At 46.8% G+C, this 23,366-nt stretch carries 20 protein-coding genes; all 20 read left to right on the top strand.

Going from position 1 to position 23,366, the window contains the following annotated elements:
* Window positions 1–12: 12 nt before the first annotated feature.
* Window positions 13–891 (top strand): MBL fold metallo-hydrolase, encoded by an 879-nt coding sequence (locus DEALDRAFT_RS05430; RefSeq protein ID WP_008515597.1) that lies wholly within the window; start codon window positions 13–15, stop codon window positions 889–891.
* 264 nt (window positions 892–1,155) lie between these two features.
* On the top strand, window positions 1,156–2,265 hold the full coding sequence (locus DEALDRAFT_RS05425; protein WP_008515594.1) for a cytochrome c3 family protein: 1,110 nt from the start codon (window positions 1,156–1,158) through the stop codon (window positions 2,263–2,265).
* 15 nt (window positions 2,266–2,280) lie between these two features.
* Window positions 2,281–2,973 carry a tetratricopeptide repeat protein gene (locus DEALDRAFT_RS05420; protein WP_008515592.1) on the top strand — a complete coding sequence of 231 codons (693 nt, stop codon included), beginning with the start codon at window positions 2,281–2,283 and terminating at the stop codon, window positions 2,971–2,973.
* A gap of 19 nt (window positions 2,974–2,992) precedes the next feature.
* Window positions 2,993–3,979: a 6-bladed beta-propeller gene (locus DEALDRAFT_RS05415; protein WP_008515590.1), complete on the top strand. Its 987-nt coding sequence runs from the start codon at window positions 2,993–2,995 to the stop codon at window positions 3,977–3,979.
* 24 nt (window positions 3,980–4,003) lie between these two features.
* Window positions 4,004–5,311, top strand: a complete 1,308-nt coding sequence (locus DEALDRAFT_RS05410; protein ID WP_008515589.1) for a cytochrome c3 family protein — start codon at window positions 4,004–4,006, stop codon at window positions 5,309–5,311.
* Between the two features lie 100 nt (window positions 5,312–5,411).
* The gene (locus tag DEALDRAFT_RS05405; protein WP_008515587.1) at window positions 5,412–8,003 is read left to right on the top strand and encodes a cytochrome c3 family protein; all 2,592 of its coding nucleotides are present in this window, start codon (window positions 5,412–5,414) and stop codon (window positions 8,001–8,003) included.
* A 64-nt stretch (window positions 8,004–8,067) separates the two neighbouring features.
* Entirely contained in the window at window positions 8,068–8,766 is a 699-nt protein-coding gene (locus tag DEALDRAFT_RS05400) for a hypothetical protein (RefSeq protein ID WP_008515585.1), read from the top strand.
* 176 nt (window positions 8,767–8,942) lie between these two features.
* Complete coding sequence (locus DEALDRAFT_RS05395; protein ID WP_008515583.1) at window positions 8,943–10,400, top strand: sensor histidine kinase; 1,458 nt, start codon at window positions 8,943–8,945, stop codon at window positions 10,398–10,400.
* A gap of 27 nt (window positions 10,401–10,427) precedes the next feature.
* Complete coding sequence (locus DEALDRAFT_RS05390; RefSeq protein WP_008515581.1) at window positions 10,428–11,084, top strand: response regulator transcription factor; 657 nt, start codon at window positions 10,428–10,430, stop codon at window positions 11,082–11,084.
* Window positions 11,085–11,265: 181 nt separating this feature from the next.
* Complete coding sequence (locus DEALDRAFT_RS05385) at window positions 11,266–12,747, top strand: sensor histidine kinase (RefSeq protein ID WP_008515579.1); 1,482 nt, start codon at window positions 11,266–11,268, stop codon at window positions 12,745–12,747.
* Window positions 12,748–13,395, top strand: a complete 648-nt coding sequence (locus DEALDRAFT_RS05380; protein WP_008515578.1) for a response regulator transcription factor — start codon at window positions 12,748–12,750, stop codon at window positions 13,393–13,395.
* A 434-nt stretch (window positions 13,396–13,829) separates the two neighbouring features.
* Window positions 13,830–15,275 carry a multiheme c-type cytochrome gene (locus DEALDRAFT_RS05375; RefSeq protein ID WP_008515577.1) on the top strand — a complete coding sequence of 482 codons (1,446 nt, stop codon included), beginning with the start codon at window positions 13,830–13,832 and terminating at the stop codon, window positions 15,273–15,275.
* 224 nt (window positions 15,276–15,499) lie between these two features.
* Window positions 15,500–16,990: a sensor histidine kinase gene (locus DEALDRAFT_RS05370; RefSeq protein ID WP_008515576.1), complete on the top strand. Its 1,491-nt coding sequence runs from the start codon at window positions 15,500–15,502 to the stop codon at window positions 16,988–16,990.
* Complete coding sequence (locus DEALDRAFT_RS05365) at window positions 16,987–17,634, top strand: response regulator transcription factor (protein WP_008515575.1); 648 nt, start codon at window positions 16,987–16,989, stop codon at window positions 17,632–17,634. Before DEALDRAFT_RS05370 ends, DEALDRAFT_RS05365 begins: the two co-directional genes overlap by 4 nt.
* A gap of 349 nt (window positions 17,635–17,983) precedes the next feature.
* Window positions 17,984–18,946, top strand: coding sequence for a 3'-5' exoribonuclease YhaM family protein (locus DEALDRAFT_RS05360; RefSeq protein ID WP_008515574.1), 963 nt, complete (start codon window positions 17,984–17,986; stop codon window positions 18,944–18,946).
* A gap of 35 nt (window positions 18,947–18,981) precedes the next feature.
* Complete coding sequence (locus DEALDRAFT_RS05355; protein ID WP_008515573.1) at window positions 18,982–20,145, top strand: tetratricopeptide repeat protein; 1,164 nt, start codon at window positions 18,982–18,984, stop codon at window positions 20,143–20,145.
* 77 nt (window positions 20,146–20,222) lie between these two features.
* Window positions 20,223–20,858, top strand: coding sequence for a hypothetical protein (locus DEALDRAFT_RS05350; RefSeq protein ID WP_008515572.1), 636 nt, complete (start codon window positions 20,223–20,225; stop codon window positions 20,856–20,858).
* Window positions 20,806–21,090 carry a late competence development ComFB family protein gene (locus tag DEALDRAFT_RS05345; RefSeq protein WP_008515571.1) on the top strand — a complete coding sequence of 95 codons (285 nt, stop codon included), beginning with the start codon at window positions 20,806–20,808 and terminating at the stop codon, window positions 21,088–21,090. The genes DEALDRAFT_RS05350 and DEALDRAFT_RS05345 overlap by 53 nt, the downstream gene beginning before the upstream one ends.
* 28 nt (window positions 21,091–21,118) lie before the next feature.
* A complete protein-coding gene (locus tag DEALDRAFT_RS05340; RefSeq protein ID WP_008515569.1) occupies window positions 21,119–21,862 on the top strand; it encodes an SIR2 family NAD-dependent protein deacylase in 744 nt (247 codons plus the stop codon).
* Window positions 21,863–21,970: 108 nt separating this feature from the next.
* The gene (locus DEALDRAFT_RS05335; RefSeq protein ID WP_008515567.1) at window positions 21,971–23,365 is read left to right on the top strand and encodes a GGDEF domain-containing protein; all 1,395 of its coding nucleotides are present in this window, start codon (window positions 21,971–21,973) and stop codon (window positions 23,363–23,365) included.
* Window position 23,366 lies beyond the last annotated feature (1 nt).

The following is a 23,366-nucleotide window of genomic DNA, read 5'->3' as shown; positions in this document are numbered from 1 at the left end:
CCGGAGGTTTTTATGCAAAAGATTACCGACACAATTTATCTGGTCCCCGGCAAAAGAAACGGGACTTTTCCGTACTGTCACTGCCTCTACATCAAAGACGATGTTTGCGGCCTCATCGACAGCGCCGCCGGCAAAGACTACCTGAAACCCGTGCTGGGCCGCGTTGATGTACTCATCAACAGCCATTTCCATCCGGATCATGTCCGCGGTAACGGACTTTTCCCCAAAGCACACATCCGTTGTCACGCAGATGATACCCCAGCTCTGGAAAGCTACGAAGAAATGCTCCGCTATACCGGCTATGACCGCTTCACTCCGGAGCAGATAGCCAAATTCATGCCCATTATCAATCACCGTCCGTCCCGGGTGGACTCCACATTCACAGACGGTGAAATCCTGGACTTTGGCCGTACCAAACTGCGTGTCATCCATGTCCCCGGCCACACACCGGGCCACTGCTGTTTCTATGAAGAAAAAACCGGCTTAATGTTTGGCGCCGATATAGACCTGTCTTCATTTGGCCCCTGGTACGCCCATGAACTTTCCGACCTGGAAGCCTTTGAAAAGTCACTGCAGAAAGTAATTGACATCAACCCCCATATCTTTGTCAGTGGCCACGAAGACGGCTATATTCGCAAAGGTGTGGTTAACCGCCTTAAAGACTATGCCCAGGTTTTTACTGCCCGGGAGAACATGATTCTCAACGAACTAAAAGCCCCGCAAACACTGGAAGATCTGGCCGCAAAACAGCTAATCTATCCCCGCCATCCCGAACCGGAGTTCTTCTTCTACTATTTCGAATGGCAAATGATAAAAAAGCACCTGGAAAAAATGGCCGCAGACAACAAAATCATCACTGAAAAAGGTAAATACCTGGCAGCAAATGCCTAAAAAAGGGCACCATGGGACATCTTCCCAGAGGTGTCCTTTTTTTCTGTTGGACATTGTCCTGCGATTATCAGGGCATGTGTTTCGAGGAAAAGACCTCCTGATAGTGGAACATTAGTCACGAAAGAAGTATTAGTAGCGAAAGTCAATAGTGCAATGGGCCTAATTTCGCCAGGCAGCGACATTTTTTTTCAATAGGATTGTACTATCTTTCACATTTCGACAAGGTGCAGGGGGTGCAGCCATACAACAACAAGGAGGAACGACATGGGTCGAAAGTTTAAATTCAAATTTCCCGACGGACGCGACCCGCGGTCCAAGAACAGAGCCTTAGCCGGTGCCTTATCATTTCTCTTTCTGGTTATGGTACTGACTTACAGCCACGACATTAATAATCCGGATTCCTGCGCCCTTTGTCATGTTATGGTGCCTCATGTCCGTACCTGGGAAGCATCTGCACACAACAATCTCTCCTGCCTGACCTGTCATCAGGAGCCAGGGCTGGAAGGAGTAGCACGTTTTCAGGCCTCTCTGGCCCAAATGGGCTATAAGTACCTCACCGAAACGTACTACCTGCCCATCACAACCCGGGAAAAGATGACCGCCGACGGTTGTTACAACTGTCACGCCCTAAACCGCGAAGTAACACCCTCCGGCGACCTGATAGTACCGCACTACCGCCACGAGGACGTCAACATCGACTGTATGGAGTGCCACCAGGGTGTGGTCCACACCAACATCTCCACCCGCGACTTCACCCTCTCCACCAATGTGGAGCAATGGACCGCAGCTTTTGCCAGTACCCAGATGGCCTACGAGTACAGAAACCTGGATATGAAGGAATGTATGGACTGCCACGAAGCTCTACAGGCAGACAACAGCTGCGAAGCCTGCCACCAGGTAATCGTCTATCCCGATTCCCACAACGCACCAAACTTTATGACAGATCACGGCCGCCAGGCCTACCAAGACCTGGAATCCTGCGACTTCTGCCACTCCTGGACCCGTCGCAACGCCGAAGAAGTGGAGCACTCTGACCCGGTGGCCGCCTACGCCCGGGAGAACAGCCTCTGCTATGAGTGTCACTTACAGCGCCCTGAGGGTCATGACGAGAGGTATCGCCTAAATCACGCCAAAGATGCCAGAATTAACGGAACGCAGGGGTGTATGGTCTGCCACAATGTACAATTAGGTGGCAATAACCAAGGCGAATTTTCCAATATAACACCAGTAAATTGCAGCAACTGTCACCAGGGCAGGCACAGAGATGGATGGCGCATCAAGCACCCTACTCCCGTGGAAAATGGCCTGGAGCAGGATTGTTTACGATGCCACAGTCCCCGAGTTTGCGGAGACTGTCATTATATCAAAAAATAATCATTGGAGGGTACTATGAGCAACAATCAAATGGTTTCAACAGCGGCGGATTTTTACAGAGATGAAATGCTAAAGCAGCGGCCCAACCCAAAAGTTTCAGCGACCAAGGCATGGATCACCATAGTCATTACTTTTATGTTTGCCAATGTAATCCTGTATGGGATCGGTCAGCTGTTTTTCTGGGATAGATACAGTGCGGATCCCTATTACATTCAGCAGTTTGAAGCACTGCGCCAGCGGGTAGCCCAGGATCCTGACAACGTGGAGAATCATGTAAATCTAGGCTGGGCTTATTTCCAAAAAGATGATTTAAACCAGGCTCTGGCCCATTTTGATAAAGCAGCTTCTTTAGATGATAATTACTTTCCTGCCTTTTTTCACCGGGGCCTGACTTATATGCAAATGGAAAGGTATGATTTGGCAGTCAGATCATTTACAACAGCAGTTTCCCTGGCACCTCGGGATCACGTTAGTCAACTGAATTTGGGGATTGCCTATGCCAGACAAAATCAGTTTGAAAGAGCACACGAGGCTCTTAGCGCTGCATATTTGCTTAACCCCCGCAGCACAGAACTGCTTATTGAGTTAGGATTTGTATACGAACAGTTAGGGGACTTGGATAAGGCTATAGAGAGTTATCAGGGTGTAATAGCTTTTGATCCAAATAATACTGAGGCCCGTACAGCACTGGAGAATCTGGGTCAATAACTAACAAGAGGTGAAAATCATGAAGTCTGTAGCTTTAAATCCAAGACAAATCTTTTTGGAATTTGACAGGGAAAAGTTAAAACGCATTCTCAGGATTATGGTTATCCTGCAGATTCTCATTTTTGCGTTTTTTTATTACCACCTGCGTAATCCCCTGCGAGTGGCTCAACAATATATGCCGGGGGTAGTTGGGGTTCCCCAGTATTTGTATTCCATGTACGGACCTTTTGGTGACAGCATGGATAAGCCCATGGATGTAACAGTTGTTGGTAGGCAGATCTATGTTTCGGATACCGGCAACAGCAAAATCCGGGTATTTGATTATAACGGTAACCATGTTAATAGCTTTGGTGAAAGAGGAACAGAACCGGGGCAATTGCGTTTTCCCTATGGTATAGCAGAAAACAGCCAGGGACAAATACTTGTGGCAGATATGTATAACGGTAACATTTCTGTATTTACACCCGACGGCACCTTTCTTCACTACTTTGGCGCTTCAGTGGATCTGGAGAGTCCGGCAGGGTTGGCAATAATAGACGGCCGTGTGTATGTGACAGATGTGGCCCAACACAAGGTAATTGTTTTTGATGAAGAAGGAGAGAAAATCTTTGAGTTTGGAGAAGAGGGCGATGAGCCGGGACAGTTTCTGTCTCCCAACGCCATAACTGTTTCCGGAACATATGTGGCAGTAAGTGATACAGGCAATCATCGCATTCAGATATTTAACAGAATGGGTAACTTCATTGATGAAATTACCCATGCCGACGGACGTAATTTCGTCAATCCGCGGGGAGTTGGCTATACCTCCCGGGGAGAACTTTTAACCGTAAATAACATGACACACCAGACCTATATCTTTAACCCCAATGGTGAATTCCAACATATTCTCGGGCAGCAAGGACAGGGTCCGGGAGAAAACTTCCTTCCCAACGGCCTCTACATTGATGATCAGGGCCGGATTTATATCACGGATACCTCAAATCGCCGGGTGAATGTATATCAATAGAATAATTTTTCGGGAGAGTACAACATGATGCCAGTTAGGCTCCACTGCAAGGTTAAAGGAATAGTTTTACTGCTTACATTGCCTTGCTTTGTCCTGGCGGCAGCGGTAGCCTGGTCGGCAAGCCAGGAAGGGGTAGTGGAATACTTAAGCCCCCATAATGCGTCTGAGGAAACAAAAAACCCGGATGCCTGCAGCACCTGCCATAGTACACATACTGCCCAAAGGCGGTCACTGGTAAGTGTTGATGACCTGGCGGACAGCTGTATTAACTGTCATAACGGTACCAACTCAACTGCTCCAATGTTTCCCAATAATAACCTGATGCACAACTTTGGAGAGGAATCCGATAAATCCTGCAACGGATGCCATCAAATGCATCCACCTTACAGGTATGAGCCGTTGTTGTCCCGTCCTTACACAAGTGAAGCACACAAGCGCAATCTGCAGATTACAGGTAATACATCGGATTACCGCCTCTGTTTGGATTGTCACAGAAGAGATGGCGACGATGGCGCTGCTGATATTTTCAGCTATTATACCGCAGGCACCGGACATTATATCCGCTCAGCAGGCGGACGTCTGCCAATAGAAGGTGAAGATAATGACCTTCCCCCAGGGTGGCAATTATCCTGCTCCAACTGTCATGACCAGCATGGTTCCGTTAATGCCGCCCTGATCCGCAATGATATTACTATTGAAAAGGGGGAGGAAGGAACCCAACAAGAAGTGGTTTCTCTGGATTTTCCAGAAAGACCATCGGTGTCAGGTCAAATGAGGGATTTTTGCCTAACCTGCCATGGTGAAGAGTCCTATTTATATCATCTTTCGCTTACACCACCTTCTACAATCAGCGAACATACAAGCGATGGCAATGAATCCTGTGAAAACTGCCACGGCTACATCCGAAATTTAGAAGAGCAGGATATGGCTATGAAAGCAGCCCACGCTCCTCTGGTACCATCCCCAAATATTTCTGGATACATAGTAGAAGCAGAGCTTGCTGAGGAAGGAATTTTCGGCCTGCTGCAAGTTAATCTCTACTATGACGGCAACCATCTCAACCCACAAAGAGATGTGCCCTTTATCGGAAAACCTGTGCAGTTCTTGATAAGCGAAGACGGCTATTTTGTGGAACGAGAGGAAGAAGAAGGTTGGGTAGTTTATCGACAACTTGAGTATCCACAACATCAGAAAACAGTGGAGCATGTTGATGAAGATACTGAGGAGACTCTCGGACTTGCCTATATCTGGTTTTTCGCACCGGACGAGACAACCACAACCATTCGTGTTTTCTCCGGAGGAGCAAGCCGTGAATTTAACATAACCCCTTAGGGTGTCCCGGCCGTAAGGCCGTTTCACAAACTCTGTCGCGAAAGGAGGTGTAAACAAAGACATGAATAAAACACCAAAAAACAAAATAAAGGAGAGTTTTATGATGAAAAAGTACACTATGTTTTTTCTCATCATCATGCTGGCTCTGACCATGGCCGCTGCTGCCTCGGCAGAACCAGGACCGGGTTATGGGGAGTTTTTCGACAATCCCGAATGGCCTGACCAAGGACCAGAGAATATCTACATTCCCACCGAAGATGGATTGCCAATCCGTATTCACAGCGATTACCAGAACAACACCGATGCTTGTGCCTCTTGCCACGCAACCCACACCGCCATCGGATCGTCATTGCTGCAGTGGACAGATGTGAACACTGCCTGCATGGCATGTCATGACGGAACAGTAACAATTACCTACGATGTAATGTCAGGGAAAATTGCAGAGACCGATGAAAGGACCAGCGGCGGCCTTTTTGACGGCCTCGGTGATTCCGCGTCATCGCATGCTGTCAGAAGCGGTATGAATATAGGCGCTGCCCCCGGTGGAGCAGGTAGCGGCGCAGACGGCAATGCCTGGGGAGATGAATTTAACTGCTCCAGCTGTCATACACCCCACGGCATCGGCGGTAACGCCCGTATCCTCCATCCCAACCCCAACCGGGTTAACTCTGAAAAGACTGTGACAGTTGACAGAAACAATGCTCCGCAAATTGGCGAGGAAGCGCCTAAGTGGTTCGAAGCCAATTTAGATGGCAAATATTACTACCTGCTACCAGACTATGCCTTGCGGGGCTATGGCTACAACTTTTTGATCGCAGATGCCAGCACTGGCGAAGCTATTCCCATGGCTGACTACACGCTCAAAGTAGAACCGGTCACCCAAAACACCGTGGTGATTTGGGAAGGGGTTGATGAAGAGGAGGAGTATAATGCCCCTGCTCGCCTCACCCTTACTTATACACCGTCTGTGCGTGTAACCATGGATATCGATGGTTGGATGACAGCAGACGAAACCGTTGAATATGTCAGCGGCATTAATGATTTCTGTGGTGCCTGCCATACCGACTATAATGCAGCTTCAGGTTCTCACAAAGAAAAAGTTGGCACATATAGTCAGGCTTACCGTCACCCTGTAGGACAGTTGTCGGCCTTTAACTGGGAAATTCCAGAAGGAACAGGCCTGAAGTTTGAAACAGCTGGCGGCCGGCAGATTGCCTGCCTGACCTGTCACGTGGCCCACGGTACCGATGAAGATTACTGGGGAGACACTCTTGGAGGACTGGATTATTTTGCAGAAGCTGTTGCAAATGAGTCGTTGTTTGAGTTCTCCGGTGAATTGTTCTCCAGCAGCCTGAAGAGGCTTCCCAACATGAGCGCCTGCGAAGCCTGTCACCAGATGGGCCCGGCCAACTATGGCTATGAGTCCATTGCCTTAGCTTTCAATGAGCGCAACAAGGCTAACTTCGACCGAGACGAACTTTTTGGGGCCGAATTTGTTGGCGCTTCTAGATGTGGTGATTGTCATACACAGACCTACAATGACCAGAAAAACCATCTGCATACTCTGAAATCCCGTCCCGCCGGTGATGTGCCCGAATGGCAGCCGGGCGGCGAATGGCGTGAAGCTTTCCCCGAAGATGGAATTCCGCTTAATAAAGATACTTCATTCATGCTCCAAGCCGAAGATGTAGAAGTGGTCTTTGGTTCAAAGTGGAAGATTCGCTTTGGTATCAGAGCATCCGAAGCGTGGGAATTAGGCGCACGCTGGACTGTTGCTGATCCGGAGAATCCTACCGATGAGGAACTTGAAGGGATTATCTTCGGTGATTACCAGTACAACACCGGAATCAGAGGCTTTGAATGGACTGAGCATGGGATTCCTGACTCAGGCAACTACACCAGCGGTAGTACCTGGGAGCGCAACTGTATCGGTTGCCATACCACCGGTTTTGACCTGGCTGCTTTTGAAGCCAATCCAACTGTCATGCCTATTGATCCGGACACCGGTGACAGAAACTATATCGCCGACTGGGGTGTAACCTGTGAGGCCTGTCACGGCCCTGGTGAACTCCACGCCGCAGATCCCGCTAGGGATAACATTGTTAACCCCGCCCGCTTGACTGTGCTGCAGCAAAACGATGCCTGTGGTGCTTGTCATGCCCGTGGCTTTGGCCTGAAGGACGGTAGTGGTCGTAATGACCCGATTCCTGTGGCCATGTTGCCAGGGGACAGGTTGACAAACTATGTTGACATTCATACTGAGCGTCTACATCCTAATTCCGGCATCGGAACCCACCACCGTATGCAGTGGCAGGAACTGCTGGGCCTAAGCAATATGGCCCATGGTGAAGCAGGGTCCCCAGAAAGAGATGCCCAGCGCGCTTATGTAGCTGATGTAACCAACTACAGCACTAAGAGTAAAGTCGTAAGCTGTAACACCTGTCACGACAGCCATGGTGTTGCCGGATACGGCCAGAATAGTCAAACCCGTCCCATGTCTCAATTGAAGATGGATTACGAACAGACCTGTGCTGCATGTCACGGTACAGCTCCGAATATTGAGCAAGCTATGCCTTATGCAGTAAGATCTGCTGTTCAGTATGACATTCGGACCCATATCTTCGATAGGGATCGTTTAATTGATGGCATTGATAACATCGACTTCAACATCTACCCCACTGAGCCGAAGTAATTAACAAAACAGGAGCACACCACACGGTGTGCTCCTTCCCCCCACGGGGGTAACGGAGGTAATTATGCAAAAGATTAATTGGAAATATTATGGACTGATTCTTATTTTATTAGTGACTACCATAGTGTTTGTTGGCTGTGGTAGAAATGCTGATTCCTGGGTGGATGAGGAGTCGGGGGTTTTGGTGAGGACTGGTAGTCCGCAGGCTGCGGTGGCCTCTTTTATGGATTTGCTGGGTAATGAGAGCTATGAGGCGGCGGCTTTGATGTTGACTAAAGAATCTCAGGAAGTGGTAACGGCTGATACTTTGCAGAATGCTATCCGCAGTTCACGGACCGATACGGCCCGGCTGGTTGATATTATTCCGGGGCCTGTGGAGAATGGGTTTGGTTTGGTTGCTCACTTGCGGGTAAACAGGTTTACCGACCATCCCGGTACTTATGGGATCTTTGGTATAGAGATTTTAAGGGAAACCCGGGGAACCTGGGGTATTGTGCGTAGGTTTGAGGAGCTGGAGAGAACGGAACGGGAACAGGTACTGGAGATGCTGGTGGCTTTTGAAAAGGAGCTGTTAGAGGATGAAGAGGCTTTTGCTAAGTTGACCGAAGAGCAAAAGGAAAATGCCATGAATCAGCTGCAGGCCATGCTTGGAATGCATGAGAATGCGTTAGAGTCGCTTCAGGCTGGGTTTGAGTTTGTGCCTTATGAAGAGGGAAGAAGGGTTGTGGCGGAACCGGAAGTGGAGGAAAATGAGGACAAATAAAAAAGCGGGGGATATTCAAACACCGATGCTTGTGCCTCTTGCCAAAGGTTTTACATGGTGACGAATGTCCCTATCCGCTAAGTTTAGTTTAGCAGAATGTGGTTGTTGTGTAAAGGAGGTTGTCGGAAAAAGGAAGTGTATGTATAATTGAAATATGTGGAAGAGGGGGTGGGGGCATGCTGCGGTTTTTTATAGAGAACAAGATTATCATATTGGTAATATATACTATTTTATTTTTCCTCATGGCGCTGGCTATTATACTAAAGGTTAACAAAAAGAGTGAGCTGGCGTTGGCCAGGAGTCTGTGGTTGCTGGCTGGTTTTGCTTTGACGCATGGTATTAATGAGTTTATTATTTTTGTGCATAATGTTAAAGCGGCGGAGCTTACCACTTCTGTGGAGAATGTTTTGTTGATGGTGGAATTAGCTTTTAAAGCTACTTCGTTTATGTTTGTTTTGTGGCTGGGAATTTGTCTGGTAACTGATTACTTTCAGCGTTTTAAGGTGTTGAAATTAATTGGTGCGCTATTATGTGGATGTTGGATTTTGGTAGCTGTATATTTTTTGGGAATCAGGGGCGGGATGGCTTATATTCCGGGCTTGGATAATTTGTCCAGGCACATGTTTGCATTCCCCGGATTTTTGTTGTCAGCAGTTGGTATTTGGCTGCAGGTGCGGGAAGTGGAGAGGTTTGAGAGTACTTCCTTGCTTGTGAACCTAAAGGCGCTGGCCGTTACTTTTTTTCTGGCCTCTTTTTTTACCGGGCTGATTGGTAATGAGCCGATATTTTGGCCCACTACAGTATTGAACCGGCGGAGTTTTATGGAGTTTAGCGGCGTTCCGGTTATTTTTTTCAGGTCAGTGATTTTGGTCTTTATTACGTACTTTGTGATTCGGGTTGTTCATGTTTTTCAGGTGGAGCGGGAGTACCGGCTTGAAGAGATGATGCGGCAGCAGGTGCTGATGGATGAGCGGGAGCGCATTGGCAGGGAGCTCCATGACGGGATTATTCAGTCTATTTACAGTGTGGGGCTGAAGCTGGAGCAGGCAAAAATGCTTGTGGACAAGCGTATTGTGGAGTCTAAGAAACAGATGGCGGCCAGTCAGGAAGAACTGAATCAGGTAATCCATGATATCCGGGATTATATTCAGGAGCTGCAGCCCTCGGATTTAATCAGTACTTCATTGGTGGAAGGTGTAAAGGAGTTGGTGGCGGGCTTTAGAGAGAAGTCCATGATACCGGTGGAGTTGGTTATTGAGGGAAGTCAACAAAAAGATTTGAATATTATCCAGATTAATAATGTGTTTCAGGTGCTAAAGGAGCTTCTGACCAATGCCACAAAACATTCCCGGGCAACTAAGATTAAGGTGAGTCTGGTTTTTAAGGAAGATAGGGTGCAGATTCGTTACGGTGATAATGGTACAGGATTTGATCCTGGTGAAATTGAGGTCAATAATTGTGGTGAACGTCAGGGATTAAAAAATGTGTTTTTCCGGATAGGAATGCTGCAGGGGACGGTAAACTTTTATGCGGCGCCGGGGAGAGGGACTCATTTTGAGATTACTGTACCTTATAAAAAGATATATTATGACGGGGCCAATTATATTGATGATTTGGATTACTTCATCGGTTAAGCTTAATGAGGCAGGAGGAGAGCTGAGATGGTTCGGGTGATGATTGTTGATGATCACGCTGTGGTGCGGGTGGGGTTAAAGAGTCTCATTGAACTGCATGGGGATTTTTCTGTAATTGCCGAGGCCGGCAGTGGTGAAGAGGCAGTGGAGGTGGCGCGGGAGACGGTGCCGGATGTGGTTGTGATGGATGTGCGGATGCCGGGGATGAGTGGTATAGATGCGTGTCGGGCCATTGTGGAGGCTGTGCCTGACACAAAGGTGATTATGCTCACCTCCTATGCCGATGATGAAGCTATATATTCTGCTATTCTGGCCGGTGCTTCCGGATATGTTCTTAAGCAGACCGATAATGCTAAGTTGCTGGAGGCCATAGAGCAGGCTGCCAGGAATGAGTCTTTGTTGGATCCACATGTTACGGGGAAAGTATTGAAGCGGATGAAGGAAATTGCGGCGGCTACCCAGTACGAAGCAAAGCTGTCGGAGACGGAAAAAAAGATTTTGGTTTTGATAGCAGAGGGAAAAAGAAACAAAGAGATCGCCGAGGAGCTTTTTTTGGCGGAAAAGACGGTCAGAAACTATGTTTCTAAAATTTTTAGTAAGCTGAATCTGGCAAACAGGGCTGCTGCTGCAGCTTATGTTTCCAGGACAAAGCCTCTAATACAGAGCATGAAGATGTCTAAATAATTCAGAGGATAATCTCTGAATTATTTTTTTGGGACATTAGTCCTGGAAAAGGATGGGCAACTGTTGAAGGAAGACTGTCTTTTGTCGGGAGGTATCAGGGCACAAGGGGTGAATAAGTATAAGAGACAGGGTCAGTATGATTATGCATGTTCTCTTTTTCACTTTTTGTAGGGGGTGCGCTATGCTGGGTTTTTACTTTGACAACAGGCTTTTTATGCTGGTGGTATACGCTATTCTCTTTTTTGTAATGGGTTCTGCTATTATTTTAAAGACCAACAAGAAGAGTGAGCTGCGTCTGGCCCGTAGTCTTTGGTTGTTGGCCGGATATGCCATTATGCATGGAATTACCGAGTTGATAATATTTGTCCATAAAATAAGTTCGGTTGAGGCTCTTCCGGTAATGGATGTGACTCTTCAGTATGCGGAGCTTTTCTTTAAAGCCGGGTCTTTTATGTTTATTCTCTGGCTGGGGATTTGCCTGATTACCGACTACTTTGAAAAGTATTCTGTTTTAAAGATTATCGGCGTTGTGATATGTTCGGCCTGGGTAATGTTGGCGGTATATATGTTAGGTATTCAGGGAGGAGAGCTGCATTGGGCGATGATTAACAATTTATCGCGCTATATGCTGGCTTTGCCGGGCTTTTTGATGTCGGGGGTAGGCCTATGGCTGCAAAAAAGGGAAGTGGCCATGTTTCATGTAACTTCTCTGGTTAATAACCTGAGGGGGATGGCTATTACCTTTTTTGGGGCAGCCTTATTTATTGGTACCATTGCCAATGAGCCGGTTATATGGCCGGCCACCGTCCTGAACAGAGAGGCGTTTATGGACTTTTTTGGTGTGTCGGTGATTTTTTTTCGCTCGTGGATTCTGATCTTTATTACTTATTTTGTAATCAGGATTGTGGATGTATTTGAGGTGGAAAGGGAGTTCCGGCTGGAAGAGGCTATGCGGCAGCAGGTGCTGATGGAGGAGCGGGAGCGAATTGGCAGGGAGCTCCATGATGGTATTATTCAATCTATTTACGGTGTGGGGCTGAAGATGGAGCAGTCTTTATTATTGGCGGATAAACGGTTAGCGGAGGCAAAAAGACAGCTTCGCTGCGGCAGGGATGAGCTGGATAATATTATCCAGGACATTCGTGATTATATTCAGGAGCTGCAGTCGCCTGATTTTTCCACCACATCGCTTGAAGAAGGGGCGCGTCAGTTGGTGGAAGAAGTTAAAGAGTACTCTATGATGCAGATTAACCTGACTGTGCAAGGAAAGCCTGCGGCTGATTTAAATATTATCCAGACTAACAATCTGCTTCAATCGTTAAAGGAGTTGCTGACTAACATTGCCAAGCATTCCCGTGCTGAACGATCTGAGGTATTCATTAACTTTGGTGCGGAAAATATCAGGATACGTATCAGTGACAACGGGGTGGGTTTTGATCCGGTGGAACTGGACGGCCCTCAGCGTGGTAGCGGGCGACAGGGGTTAAAGAACGTTTTTTACCGTGTGGGAATGATGCAGGGTACGGTTGTTTTTCATGCGGCGCCCGGGCAGGGAACAAATTTTGAAATTAATGTACCTTATAAGAAAGCAAGGTGCGGTGAAGGTGTGCTGATTAAGGATCCCAGTTATTTTAAGGCCAAGAGTTATACGGGGGGCGAGTAGATGATTAGAGTTCTGATTGTCGACGACCATGCGGTGGTGAGGTTTGGGCTAAAGTCGCTGATAGAGCTATATGATAACTTTGAAGTTGTGGGTGAGTGCGCACGTGGGGAGGACGTTTTGCCTTTGACCAAAGCAACGAGGCCGGATGTGGTGGTGATGGATATCAGGATGCCCGGGATGAACGGGATTGAAGCGTGTCAGGAAGTTGTGGCCAATGTGCCGGAGACCAAGGTTGTTATGTTAACTTCATACGGTGATGATGAGGCGGTTTATGCCTCTATTATGGCGGGAGCCATGGGATATATACTGAAAAAGACAGATAGCGCCAAGCTGGTAGAGGCCATAGAACGGGTGGCCGCCGGGGAATCGTTGTTGGACCCACAGGTCACCTTTAAGGTTCTGTCGCAAATGAAAAATATTGCTGCCGGAAAGCAAAGTGGGAAGACGCTAACCGAGATGGAAAAGAAAGTGTTATTGTTGATTGCGGAAGGAAAAACCAACAAGCAGATTGCAGAGGAAATTTTCCTGGCTGAAAAGACTGTGCGCAATTATGTATCCAAGATATTTTTGAAACTTAATTTATCAAATCGAGCGGCGGCGGCAGCGTACGTATCGAAAAAAAGCCCAGGGTTCTTTATTAAATCTTAAATAGATAGAAAAACGGCTTTCAGGTAATGTTCCTGAGAGCCGTTTTTTTGCTCCTGAATGGGCATTAAGCCGGTTGGGACATTCGGCAGGTACATTTGTGCCTAATGCCCGTTAGCGGGGAAGGGCGGGGGGAATATGGTATATAGGGGATAAAAATTGGCGGTTGTTTTCAAATATTGTTCAGATGATAGAGGAGAAAAGCAGATATGGGACATTTGGCACAGCTGTTTGTGATTAATTACTACAGGTTTAAGCCTAATTGTGAAGAAGTTGTGAAATAAGTTACAAATAATTTGCAGGAGACGGGGGGTGAATAGGGCAGTTTAACAAAAAAGGGGGGCTAAATAAAAGGACACAGACCAGGATTATTATGACCGCGGCAAAACTTGTTAAGTGTGACTTTGTGTAGGGTAAAAAAAGGGGGAATTTCTGTAATGAAGAGAAAAAGATGGATGACGTTAGGTATTTTTTTACTGACACTTGTGATGGTTTTCTCAATAACTGGTTGCGGAGACACACCTGCCAACGAAGAGAACAATAATAATGAAAATGTAAACGGTGAGAATGGAGAAGAAGTTCCGGAAGAAACATCGGATATCCCTGAGTATGGTAATTATGTAGGGTCTGATGCTTGCCAGGGTTGTCACTCTGCAGAGTATGAAGCTTGGCAGGGAACCTGGCATTCTGTTTCCATGCAAACACCGGATATGCTTTATGATGATATATTTAACGGTAATTTAGAAGACGGAATCACGTGGAATGATTTGTCGGAGGGTTTGGGAAACCCGATTATGATTGATGAAGATGAGCCTTCAGGAATTGCCGGTACCAAAGATTTTGTGGTACAGGGAACTGAAGTTAATGATGTAGACGGAGTTTATATATATCATTTAGGCGACAGGGAGTTTGAAGCACGGTTTACTGCGGAAGATGGAGAAATTTTGCACACCGTTGATGTGGAAGTATTTGGTCATGGCAATAAGAGGCGGGCCACAAACTTTACCAATATTTATGATGGTGGCGGCAATTACCTGCTTAAATATCAGGTCAGGTATGACAGAGACGGCGGCAATTGGTCACAAACATTAGATGGTGAACCGACAGGCGGCGTATGGGCCGACCGTAATGATGTCCGCAGATGGGATGACAATTGCGGCGGATGTCATGCGACAGGTTTAAATGTACCTGCCAATTTAGAAAATCCTGACTTGATTGCAACAGAACTGGTGGCGGATATGGCCGTTGGTTGTGAAGCCTGCCACGGACCCGGTGGTGATCATGCTGCCGATCCCATGAATGAAGATTTGATTGTCAGTTTCTCGGATATGACTACCAAGCAGCAAAATGATGCGTGCGAACAGTGTCATACCAGAACAACAGCCAATAAGCACTTTGATCCTGAAGTCCGCTGGGGAGACGCTTATGGTTTCCTGCCAGGCGATAATTTAGAAGACCATGTAGAGTTTATTCTGCCTACCTGGGGTGAAGAATGGCGTCGGGTATCTGCCGATGGTAAAGGCCGCGGCTGGCACCAGTGGGGCTTTGACTTACAGTTAGGCCCTAAAGCAGACTGGGCTTGCATTGACTGTCACTCTGTTCATGGAGCAAATGATGAGGGACAGCAGTTTAGAGAATATGGTTCATCGCCGGAAGTAATTGTAACAATGGAAGAATCCTGCGCTCCCTGCCATGAAGGGGTATACGATACAAAGGAATCTATTCGTGAAGTCATGGACGGTCGACGCGGTTGGGATGATGAGCCTGAATTTAGTGGCAGAGCTATGCAGCATACCTTCAGACTTGACGACGAAGGTCGTGTAATTGGCTTGCCTGAAGAAGAGTGGCCTGAGGAAAATAACTGGCCCTGGTTAATTGAATAGCATAATTAAAGCTGTTAAGGTGTAGAACCTGTGGTATACAGAGTCTGAAGCGATTGCTCCAGACTCTTTTTTTGTGCTGGCATAACGTTCGTTAGAGGGCAAAAGTATCTGCTTAGAGGGGGGTCATTAGACTCGGTTTTTAATGATAAATGTCTGATGGCAGGGAGGATTTAGAATAGGGGAGCAGAATATACTTAAAGAAGTCAGCGCGAGGATGTGTGTGAATGATCAGTGAATTTTTTGCTGAAAATATGCTGCTCATGCGTATCATTTACATGATGCTGTTTTTTTTGTATGCTTTTGCCATTGCCTTGAAAATTAACCGGAGCAGTGAGCTAAAGTTAGCTAAATCTTTATGGCTATTGGCGGTTTATGGGGCTTTATTCGGCATTACCGAACTTATTACCATTATCTTGTTAATTAAGGAAAGTGGGCTATCTGCAGAGTGGGTGCAAATTTTAAGTTCCGGTGATCTTTTTCTGAAGGCTGTTGCTTATCAGGTTATCTTTTGGCTTGGTTTTCGCCTGGTCGCCGATATCTACCCTCAGGTAAGGAGCTTAAAGCGGGTTATTCTTGCAGTCAGTGGGTTATGGTTGCTGATGATTGCATTTGTTTGGGCTTTGGGTAACCAGCACTTATATCTGATGATGATAGACAATCTTTCACGTTATATGTTTTCTGCTCCAGGGCTTTTTTTCACGGGATATGGTTTGATTCAGCACAGTAAAGAAGTGGAAAAGTTTAATATTCCTTCATTGGTGAATCATATTAAGGGACTGGCGTATACGTTTTTTTTCGGGGTTTTTATAATCGGCATGGTTCCCTCCCACGCTATTCTCTGGCCGGCGGCAATTCTAAACCGGGAGACATTTGAGGCTTTTGTAGGGGCGCCCATTGTTTTTTTTCGCTCCATCTACCTGATTGTCATGACTTATTTGGTGGTCAAGATTGTCAGTGTTTTTGAGGTGGAAAGGGAACACCGCCTGGAAAAGGCTTTGAAGCGTCAGGTATTGGCCGAGGAGCGGGACCGTATTGCCCGGGAGCTGCATGACGGGATTATTCAGTCTATTTACGGTGTGGGGCTAAAGCTGAAACAGTTTACTATTCTATGCCGGAAGAAGCCTGAAGAGGCGGATCGGCAAATGGAGTTTGTAAAAAAAGATTTGGATAAAATCATTCAGGATGTTCGTGATTATATTGAGGAGCTGCATCTGGACGACTATTTAAGTGTTTCCTTAAAAGAAGCTTTGCAGCAGTTAATCGTTGAATACCGTGAAAATGCAGTTATGGAAGTGGAATTTTCCGTGGAGGGAAAACAGGTTGGTGACTTGAACATTGTGCAGGTTAATCATATACTGCAAATTGTGCGGGAGCTGTTGTCCAATGCTGCAAAACACTCGCGTGCCTCTACGGTTACGGTAAGGGTTAGTTTTAGAGAGGACAACCTTGTGCTCAGAATATTTGACGACGGAGTTGGCTTTAATCCGCAAACTGTAAAGATAGATCCGCAGGCCGGACAGAATCAGGGTTTGGACAACATCTTCCATCGGGTTGTTATGCTGCAGGGAACAATTGTGTTTCATGCGGCACCGGGGGAGGGGACACGTTTTGAGATAACCCTTCCTTACACCAAACTCAGTTATTTGCAGAGTTCTTTTATCAGAAATGCCCAATATTTTGGGTCGGAAGGTGAAATGAAAGGGGAACCGGTATGATTCGAGTTCTAATTGTTGACGACCATGCTGTGGTGCGTATGGGTCTGAAGTCTTTGCTGGAATTACAGGATAATTTTACTGTGGTGGGAGAGGCAGAATCCGGTGAGGAAGCTATAGAAATAGCAAAGCAGGAAAAGCCGGATGTGGTGGTTATGGATATCAGAATGCCGGATATGAACGGGATAGAGGCTTGCCGGGAAATTCGTGGCGTTTCCAGTGATATTAAGGTGATTATGCTGACCTCATATGCCGACGATGAAGCTGTTTATGCTTCCATTATGGCCGGTGCTTCCGGGTATGTTTTAAAACAAATGGATAATGACAAGTTAATTGAATCGGTGGAGCGGGTGGCCCAGGGGGAATCACTTCTTGACCCCAGCATTACAGGAAAAGTGATGGGGCGGATGAAAGATATTGCCACCGAAAAAGAAAACGAGGCTAAGCTTACCGAAACTGAGCGGAAAATTTTAATGTTGATTGCTGAGGGAAAAACAAATCAGCAAATTGCCGACGCCATATTCTTGGCAGAAAAGACTGTTCGAAATTACGTTTCCAACATTTTTTCCAAACTAAATCTGGCCAACCGGGCTGCGGCGGCAGCTTATGTGACCAAACGCAAATCAATGTTTAGTAAAAAAGACTAAACAGTGGATGAATCAACTGTTTAGTCTTTTTTTTTGCTAAAAGGCGTCTGTCTTATCATGTCAGGACAAATGGCCCCCAAAAGCACTATTCTTTGACAATGTTATAAAAAGTTGAATTTTGTATATAATGGTATTGGGTATGAGTGAGTTCTGTGGCAAGAAGCGCACATATCCATTTGCCGGCCGGGTGGTCGGTTTTTTTTGTGTGATGAAAGCTTGGGATAAATAAATACTCCGGATTATGTCGAAAGAGGAAATCAAACCGTTATGCTGAATATAGTGTAAAGAGAGTTGAAAGCCACGCCTTTAGGGAACTGCATAAGCGTGTCTTTCTTATGGAGGCAACGGTTTGGATAAACAATTTATATCGGATTTGAAAACAGGGGATACGGTGCACAGTGAGTTTGTGGCTACAGAAAAAACTTTGATTGCTTTTAATCAGCCTAACCGGGCCGGAGAGCAGTTTTTGCGTATGCAATTGGCCGACAGAAGTGGTACCATTCGAGCGGTGGCCTGGGATAAAGGGCCGGAGCTGGCCGGTAGGTTTGAAATTGGCGATGTGCTGCGTGTCCGTGGTGAGGTGGGTCATTACCGGGGGCCACAGCTGGTGGTTTCCGGGTTGGAGCCTGTGCCGCCTGAAGAGGTGCAGCGTCAGTTTTTTCAGCGGGTAGCACCGCGGGAGCGGGAAGATATGCTTGGTGAGCTGCGCCATATTCTCACTGAAATTACGCAGCCGCATCTGGCGGAGCTAATGAAATCATTTTTTGAAGATAAAGAGTTTTTTCGCCTGTACAGTGAGGCGCCGGCTGCAAGGTCTGTTCATCATAACTATGTGGGCGGGCTTTTGGAGCATTCCCTGGAAGTGGCTGCTTTGTGTTACCGCTTTGCCAGGTCTTATCATGAACTGGATCAGTCGCTGTTGCTGTGCGGGGCGCTGATGCATGACATGGGTAAAATCGAGGAGTATGATACAAAGAGCCTGACTTTTGAGATGACAACAAGAGGAAAACTCATTGGCCACATTGTCATCGGCAAAGAAATGCTGGATGAGCGAGTACGGCAGATACCTGGCTTTCCTGCAGAGCTGCAGATGGAACTGTCACATCTCATACTTTCTCATCATGGGCAGAAGGAGTGGGGTTCACCTGAGGTTCCCAGAACATTTGCCGCATTTGCCCTGCATCATGCAGATTTGGTTTCGGCCCGCTTGAACCAGTTTGCGCAGGTGGCAGGCAAGGGAAGCAAGCCTGATGGATGGACCGATTACGACCGGTTACTGGAAAGGGACGTATATCTAGGGCTGGCGGAATAAAACAGATTTTAAATCGGATTAATGGTGGTGAGAACATGAAAGATGTAGGACAAAAAAAAGAAACAGGCGGTGTTCTGATTCATGGCAATATTGTTCCTTTTGAGCAGGACGCAGGTTTCTATTTGCAAAAAGGCATGTTCTATTACCAAAAAAACAAGCCCGACAAGGCTCTGAGATTTTTTCAGCGTGCTGTGGCTGCCGAACCGGATAACGCCTTTAATCATTACAACCTGGCATGCATGCTGAGCAAACTGGGCCGTCTCAAAGAAGCAAACCGCATTTTTTTGCATATTATTGCGGAACTGGATGATACTCTGGGGGATTGTTACTTTTTGCTGGGCATCAATTACGGGCTGCTGGAGGATATGGATAAGTCCCGGGAATATTTAATCCGTTATCTGCAGGCAGAGCCTGATGGCGAAATGTCCTTTGAGGCCATGGAGCTTTTGGATGCTTTGGATGAAGACGGCTCCTTAGAAGAATTATCACCTAACTATGTGGAACGGGATCTGTTTCTGGACCGTGTCTTGGAAACGGGCAGCACAGAAGAGCTGGTGCAGTTATTTAACAGCAATAAAGGTTTTCGCAAAGCGCTGGCAAACCGTCTATATCATGAATCTGATGAATTTAAAGAAGAAATCCTGCATTTTTATGGTAAAATTGGTGGCGATGCGGCTTGTAAGGTATTGCGTCGTTTTGTAAAGAACCCCTGGATTAAGGAGCGATTTCGTCAGCTGGCTCTGTTGGAGTTAAAAAACATGGGCTATGATGGAAAAGTTCAGACCTTCCAGGAGGGCCGGATAACAGAGCTTGATTTAGATAACTATGCATTTAACATGCCTGTTTGGAAGAAAGAATGGCAGCAGGTAGTTGATTGTGCCATGCAAAATATGCGTAAAAGCAATTGTTATGAGGACGGGTTTTTTGAAGATATTCAGGCTATCTGGCTGGACTATATTAATACCGTGTATCCGGAAACACCGCGGATTGTAAAAGTGGAAACCTGGGCTGCGGCTCTGGAGTACAGCCTGGCGCGTTTTCATTTCCTTTCCCTGACACAAAAGGAATTAGCGGATGAATATAAAGTGTCCTCTTCCAGTATTTCCAGCCGTTTTCGGGAAATTAACAAGGCGCTGGATTTGGATGAGAAAGCACATCGAAATATGATGGCTTATTTGCGCAGTGATTTCTTAAAGTAGGTATGAACAAACAGAAAAGCTCTTGCATATAATGAGCAGGCAGAACCTCCTTACATAACAGTAAGGAGGTTTTATTTTTGCATATCAGAGATGTAATGCGTATTGCTGCTTTTATGCCTGCTTACCGGTCAGGTTTAGGTTCCGGGGTGGAGGTGTTTTTTCGTGACGGCACAACGGGTTGGGTAGAAATGCGCTTAACTACTTTTATAGCACGGCTGGCAGCAGCTTTTGCTGTGGATGTCAGGGAGTCGAGGCGCAAGTTTGGTCCGGTGGTAAAACAAAAAAATCTGGTTCCTTTGGTTTTGGCGCCACTGTTTATCTATGTTCCCGTTAAACTAAGAAAACCGTTGGTCAGCGGAGACCCGGCGTACGGTTACTTTCGGTTGCGTTCTATTTTGGAGGTGAGCCCGCAGCCGGAGCCTGCCACAATCCGGCTGGAAGGGGGGCAGGAAATCACAGTACTGCAGTCCATGCGTACGGTCCACCACAGGCTGCGTAAGACACATAGTTTGGAGGCTAGTATCTTTGAGCAGTATTGCCTGACCATGGGTGACGCTTCGCACAATTATTTAAATTATTTTACTATTTCCCCCTACAGGCAGGAAAACTCAGGCATATATGGTATAATTACAGAAAACATGAAGGAAGAGGTGGGGGGGTATGCAAATAGAACTCCGGAACCTGATGGAGGAGTTGGTTTTTCAGCGACTTGATGAAATACTGGCTTCTGAACAAAGTGATGTTTGCAGATGTGAGTCCTGTCGGATGGATATTGCAGCAGTGGCATTAAATGAACTGCCATCACGCTATGTAGTGACACAGAGAGGTGCTACCTACTCTAAAGCTGAAGTTTTGCAAATTCAACGCTATGTGGATGTGGTGGCAGCGGTAAATAAAGCGGTTAATCTGGTCCGCAAAAACCCACGACATGAGCCCAATAACTGATTTGAGAAAATGACTGGAGGAGAAAACTTTGCCATTACCTGAATCCATTAAAAAAGCAGCCCGGCTGCTTAGCTCGGCAAATTATGCTGTGGTTCTTACCGGTGCGGGAATATCCACCGAAAGCGGCATCCCCGATTTTCGCAGCCCCGGTACCGGTCTTTGGGAAAAAGAAGATCCGGAAGACTTTACCATAGATAGTTTCCAGCGCGATCCCCACTCTTTTTATCGCAGGATACATCCGTTACTAAAGGTCATTGATAAAGCGGAGCCCAACCCCGGCCACACAGCATTGGCCGACTTGGAAACCAGCGGAATCATTAAGTCCCTAATTACCCAAAACGTAGATGGGCTCCACCAGAAAGCCGGTTCTAAAAACGTGCTGGAAGTGCATGGGTCATTTCAGACCGGGACCTGCCATGATTGCCGTAAAAAAAGTGGACTGGCAGATTTGAACCTGCTTTTAACAGCAGGTAAGGACCCGGACTGCCCGCATTGCGGCGGCAACACTGTAAAGCCGGATGTTACTTTGTTTGGTGAAGAGATGCCCCCTGACTTTCAGTTGGCTCACCGGGAGGCTCTAAAGTGTGACTGTATGCTGGTGGTGGGATCGAGCCTTCAGGTAGCGCCGGTGGGGTTTCTGCCGCGGTATGCCAAAAACCTACTGATAATTAATAGAGGGTCCACTCCTTACGATGATCATGCCCAGGTTGTAATTCGCGAAGGGTCCGGCCAGGTCCTGACTGATATAATAGCTGAAATTGAAAACCTGTAAAATTAGAATTTCTTTTGCTAATTTTTACAGTAATGCAAGGATTTTGTCCGTTTGTGAAGAATTAAACTAGGGAGTCTTATTAACTTAAAGATAGGAAGGTGAGCTGTGATGGAGATTATGGGTAGTCTGCGACGTCCCTCTGTTGTCCTGCTCACTTTTTCTATGTTGTTGTACGCTGTTCCCATTTTGATAATGGTTTTTATACCCGAAGTTGTGTCCGGTGATGGGCCGGCTCAGGACGCGGGAAAGCAAATAATGTGGTGGCCCTATTTTATCCCTTCACTTGCCCTGCCATATTATTGGGGTAAAAAGGGAGTCCGGGCGGTGGCTATCGCCCTGGCTGTGCCGGCTGTTTTCTTTGCCGTAATGCCTTTTTCCCACCTGGCCTTTAGCGGTATGCGTATCCAGGGAGCAATGGTAACGGGCGGCTCTCTTATTTTGGCTCTTTGTGTGGGCTGCCTGGCGGAAAGTTCCCTCCGCTCCAGACGTGCCGCCGAAGCACAAAACAAGCAGTTAAAATCATTGTTTGAGGCCAGTGAGTTGTTTGCCTTTTCTCTGGATCCGCAGCATGTACTGGAGCAGTGCCTGGCCATTATCCGCAAAAGCCTGGGTTTTGACTATGCAGATGTCTGGCTTCTGGAAGATGAAGGGAAAATTTTGCGTAAAGCAGCCAGTAATGTGCCCCCTGTCTTCGGCGCTGCCGATACATTTTCGGTGGATTTTTGCCTGCCCGGGTTGGCCCTGTCCTCCGAAGAAGGCGTTTATATTGAGGATCCGTTAACTGATGAACGTATTACCGATAAGACCTGGGTTAATCAATTAGGCCACAGCTCTGAAGCTGCGCTGCCGCTGATTTATCAGGGTGAGAAGCTGGGAGTAATAATACTGGCTAATATGGAGCGTTATGATTTTACACCGGAGCGCCGTGAACTGTTGCAGACCTTTGCCAATCAGATGACCCTGGCCATTAAGAATGCCAAGCTGTACCGGGAGATGGAGAAAAAGGCTTTGATTGACGAGCTAACCGAATTATACAATCACCGTTATTTTCAGGAGATGCTGGACAAAGAATTAAAACGTGCCCAGCGGGAAAATAAACCACTTAGCCTGCTGATGATGGATTTGGATAACTTTAAGCTGTATAATGATACCTTTGGCCATCCCGAAGGAGATAAGCTGCTGCGGCAATTTGGACAGGTTTTGCAAACTGCGGTGCGGGAAAGCGATTTGACGGCCCGCTACGGTGGGGATGAATTTGTGGTGATTTTACCCAATACCGATGAGATTGGAGCGCAGCAGTTGGTGGCCAGGATTACAGAAAAAATCTCTCATCATAACTTCCCCGGTTTTTCCCGGATGCCAGGGGGACAATTGTCGGTTTCAATTGGCAGCGCCACTTATCCGGTTTCAGCAAAAGATAAGGTGGAGCTGGTAAAGCAAGCCGACGATCAGCTGTATAAGATAAAAGAAACAAGGCGGAAAATGCAAAGAGTATCATCATAAC

This window comes from Dethiobacter alkaliphilus AHT 1 (genome assembly GCF_000174415.1).
Taxonomy (GTDB): domain Bacteria; phylum Bacillota; class Dethiobacteria; order Dethiobacterales; family Dethiobacteraceae; genus Dethiobacter; species Dethiobacter alkaliphilus.
Note: the sequence above shows the minus strand (reverse complement) of the source record. Positions and strands in the feature narration are given on the sequence as shown.